Source organism: Anabaena cylindrica UHCC 0172, from assembly GCF_034931625.1.
Taxonomy (GTDB): domain Bacteria; phylum Cyanobacteriota; class Cyanobacteriia; order Cyanobacteriales; family Nostocaceae; genus Anabaena; species Anabaena cylindrica_A.
Window position 1 is genome coordinate 1 of sequence record NZ_JAYGGY010000150.1, and the last position, 4,346, is coordinate 4,346.

A 4,346-nucleotide genomic window follows, 5' to 3' on the forward strand; every position below is an offset into this window, starting at 1 on the left:
TTCTCAAATTATTGCCACATCTCATCTTCAACCCCCTTGTCACCCGTTAAGGAAAAAATCAGTGTTAAAATTTTCAGAAAATCAACGGAGAGGGGGGGATTCGAACCCCCGTTGAGTTGCCCCAAAACGCATTTCGAGTGCGTCACCATCAACCACTCGGACACCTCTCCAATTTTTTATTCACAGATTTTTGTGAACAATACAGAAACCATTATATCACACTACATCATCGAATGATGGCTTTACCCGTGGTAGCTATCCCAATTCCTCAACGTATTACAAACTGGAAGCTTTATTTTCTGTGACTTGAATAAAAGCTTCAAATTCACCCTTGGGTGTCCATTGAATAGCCCCATCTCTACCCGTGAAGAATAGTTTGGTTTTTTCTCCACTTAAAGCAGATAAAGTTTTGCTATCAAGATTATTAGCCGTAGCGATAGCTACTTGTGGTTGCAGTGCTAAAACCAAATCTTGCAAAGATTCCGATGGACACCAAAGCACTTGTGGACGAGACAAATCACCAGTTTTCATCAACTGTTCTATTTGTTGAGATTTGACACTACCTACTAATAACCAATTTTGACCAAAAACTTGCAATCGTAAAATTGGTAATTTTTCATTCATAAATTGGGAAATACCAGAACCAGTATTCACTATTTGACCTAATTCTAAAGGTTGATAAATTCCCTCAAACTTTTGTAGCTGCTGTTGAATTGCTTGAGTTGCAATATTATTGTTTAACTGAGAAGCATAAGCATAAAAATTCTTAATAGGTAAACCTTGCAGAACTTCTAACCAAGCATCATTTTGATTAACTAAAAAGTTACTTGCAATCGCCCAGTCAATTTGATTAATACCCTGTTGTTGTAGAAATGGTAAAATTGTGAAGCGTCCTGTACCTTCATCTCCACTATTAATCAGTGTAATTTTTCCTCTATCTTGAATTACTAAAACTGGTTCTGTGTCAGTTGCTAATAAAGTTATTCGCAATAAATTACTAGTAGAATGCCAAATAGGAATTATTACTAAAATAATAGTAATTAATCCAGTCAACCACCATTTTTTCTGCCACCAACGCACCAACCAAGTAGATATAATTAATCCATAAATTACCAGCATTTGCCAAATTGATATACTACCAACTGCAACTGAGCTTCCTGGTAGGTTCACGAAAAATTCTGCTAATTGAATTAACCAATGAGTTGGATAGTATAAAAAACTTGCTAAAGTACTGCCTACATCCGGCAAAATTAAGCTTGCTAAACTGCTAATCATTCCACCAATACTAATAACAGAAATTAATGGTGTAGTGATGATATTTAATGGCACACTGTAAACAGCTACAACACTAAAAACTTGCAGTAATAATGGTAAAGTCCAAATCGTGGCAGCGAGGGGAACGGAAATTAAAGAAGCGATCGCAGGTGGTAGCCAATCCAAACGTTTAGTTATCGGTGTTGCGGTGACAACTAACCCCAAAGTTGCCAAAAAACTGAGTTGAAAACCTAAATCCCAAATCCAAAGCGGATTAAATAACAATAACAGCGTAGCGGCCAGCAGCAAAGAGCCTAGTTGTTGAACTTTTCTTTCCAAAGCCAAACCAACTAAGGCTGCAAAACCCATAATTACTGCTCTGAGTACCGCCGCCTGAAACCCTGCTAAACCGAGGAAAGTAATTAAACCCAAGGAACCAAAGATAATCTGCGTTACCTTTTTTGTCCGTCTAGTTAGCTGTAAAATTACACCCAAAATCAGCGAGGTTTGAAAACCAGAAGCGGCTAAAGCATGGGCTAATCCCACCTTCACAAATAAATCGCGGATATCGTAGGGTAAATCAACAGTTTTACTACCCAAAACCATCGCACTCACAAGCGGCCCTTCAGGAACTCCTAACCAACGAACTTGCGATCGCACAATTTTCTCTCTAACCTGCCACCAGCCCCATTTTCGATTTTCATCAATCAAATTTATCTGTTTTCCAATCAAACCGGCAAATGTACCTTCCTGCTTCAAATATTTCTGAAAATCAAAAGCACCTGGATTTGAAGCCGCTTTTGGCTTGTACAACATTCCAGTCACAGCAATTTGTTGACTAGGATATAAGCCAGTAGCTTGAAGTATAGGTACAGTTACATATAACTTACCCGTCACCCCTTTTGGTACACTAGCTGGTCCCTTATCATTTTTAACCTCATCTAACTGAGTCGCTTCCAGCCAAAATTGTCCTCTCTGACTGCGGGTTAAACGGGGATTACTCGCAACTTCCCCTCGCACAATCACAAGTTGTTCTTGATTACTATTATTTTCCTCAGAAATGAACTGACTAATATCTTTTTCCCCTGGTTGTGGTATCCGCAATTGAAAATATAGGGTTGCTAGCAACCCCACTAAACCAGCTATTAGCCAAATCCTAGGATGAGGGGTAGTTTGTAGAGTATTAGCAGATACCTTCGCTTTAGTTACAGATTTTTCTCGTTTATGAGCAAATTTTCGCAGATTGATATAAATTGTCCGAAATAGAACTGCGGCTAATATCCCCAGAACTAAAATTCCTACACCACCCCAAGGAACTGCTGTCATCAGCAACCCTAGAATATAGGCAAGACAAATGATTACGCTACTACTCTGCATCATAAAACTTTAATAACCAAAGCACATACCTAAATTTTCTTAAACTCTTGTATCTTACCTGCCCTGTCAAACAACGAAAAATTCATAGCTGTTTGCTTTAGCAATACCAGCCTCACAAAGATATACCCAAATTAAACCCTAATACAGCATGAACCAACAAAATTAAAAGTGCTGTACTTCCTAAGTAAGCATGAACAGCACGTAACCCCGCCTTATTTCCCAAAAATCCACTCAGAGAAATTGCACCATTAACCAAGAGCAATAACAGCACAATCGAACCAGTCCAAAAATGAGGACTTTCAAACAGTGGCTGATGCTGCATTACCAAAGACAACACCCCACCTGTATAACCACCTGCCAAAAATACTAATAACCAAGGTGCTAATTGAAGATGGGCATTCCGACTTTTAGCAGCAGCATCTTTATCTTGCAGTAGTTTTCCTCGCCAACCTGTCACACCCACAAAACTACCCACCACAAACACCACAATCGCCATCATCACTGGATGTCCCCAATGCACCACCTCTCCAGGCACACCCAAAGAACGAAACCAAGCTGCGATCGGTTCTAAAACTTCACTTATATTTATCATCTGACAGACTACTAGTGTTTGTACCATCAACTTACACAACCCCCCAATAGAGGGGGGTGAAAGAAATCTAATCTAGTCTGAATTTATTGTCAGTACCAGTCCCTACTTTTCAAATTACGGCATTTTTAAGCAAAGGGAAACCCAATTTTTCCCTTTGCTCAACATATAAATGAGCTATTTTCCTCGCTAAATGCCGAATCCTAGTAATGTAGCGAGTCCGTTCTGTCACTGAAATTACACCTCTAGCATCCAGCAAATTAAAAGTATGCGAACACTTAATCACATAGTCCAAGCTGGGTAACACTAGTCCTCGTTCCGTTAACTGGCTGGCTTCCTGCTCATATATATTAAACAGTGTTAATAACATCTCAGGATTAGATGCCTCAAAATTGTAAGTACACTGCTCAATCTCACCCTGAAGATGAACATCCCCATAGGTTATGTTGTCCGTCCACTGGATCTTAGTAATTGCCTCTACTTGCTGGAGATACATCACCAGTCGCTCTAGTCCATAGGTAATCTCAATCGACACCGGACGGCAATCAATCCCCCCACACTGCTGGAAATAGGTAAATTGAGTAATTTCCATCCCATCTAACCAAACTTCCCAACCAGTACCCCAAGCCCCCACCGTCGCATCTTCCCAATTATCTTCTACAAAACGAACATCATGATCTTCTGGACGAATACCTAAAGCCCTTAAAGAATCAAGATAAATATCTTGGATATTTTCTGGTGAAGGTTTAATCAAAACTTGATACTGATAATAATGTTGAAACCGATTCGGGTTTTCCCCATAGCGTCCATCTGTGGGACGACGACAAGGTTCAACATAGGCTACAGACCAAGGTTCTGGTCCCAATGCTCTTAAAAAAGTATGGGGATTTTTAGTGCCTGCGCCCTTCTCCATATCATAAGGTTGGGCAATCAAGCAGCCACGCTCGCTCCAAAACTGATGCAATATCGCTATTACTGACTGAAAATTCACTATCTACTCTTCCTTGAGTCAACAATGTCTAAACCATTGTTGCCTAAACCCAGCATTCTGAGCAGCTTTGAGGCGTTAAAAAAAAAAGCCCAAAAAAAGAGAGTCAAAGTAGTTGACAAACGAAAGAAGGTTCGA

3 protein-coding genes and 1 tRNA gene are annotated in these 4,346 nt (G+C 39.9%); all 4 read right to left on the reverse strand.

Annotation, left to right across the window (positions count from 1 at the left end):
• Positions 1 to 85 precede the first annotated feature (85 nt).
• Positions 86 to 170 (reverse strand) — tRNA-Ser (locus tag VB713_RS28085).
• A gap of 106 nt (positions 171 to 276) precedes the next feature.
• Positions 277 to 2,634 (reverse strand): ComEC/Rec2 family competence protein, encoded by a 2,358-nt coding sequence (locus VB713_RS28090; protein ID WP_323314768.1) that lies wholly within the window; start codon positions 2,632 to 2,634, stop codon positions 277 to 279.
• A 109-nt stretch (positions 2,635 to 2,743) separates the two neighbouring features.
• Positions 2,744 to 3,223, reverse strand: a complete 480-nt coding sequence (locus VB713_RS28095) for a DUF4079 domain-containing protein (RefSeq protein ID WP_323314770.1) — start codon at positions 3,221 to 3,223, stop codon at positions 2,744 to 2,746.
• A gap of 109 nt (positions 3,224 to 3,332) precedes the next feature.
• Complete coding sequence (glyQ, locus tag VB713_RS28100) at positions 3,333 to 4,211, reverse strand: glycine--tRNA ligase subunit alpha (protein WP_323314769.1); 879 nt, start codon at positions 4,209 to 4,211, stop codon at positions 3,333 to 3,335.
• Positions 4,212 to 4,346 lie beyond the last annotated feature (135 nt).

Excerpts from the sequence above, each read along its gene's own strand:
- VB713_RS28095 (WP_323314770.1), bottom strand. The coding sequence starts at position 3,223 with ATGATAAATATAAGTGAAGTTTTAGAACCGATCGCAGCTTGGTTTCGT.
- VB713_RS28090 (WP_323314768.1), bottom strand. The coding sequence starts at position 2,634 with ATGATGCAGAGTAGTAGCGTAATCATTTGTCTTGCCTATATTCTAGGG.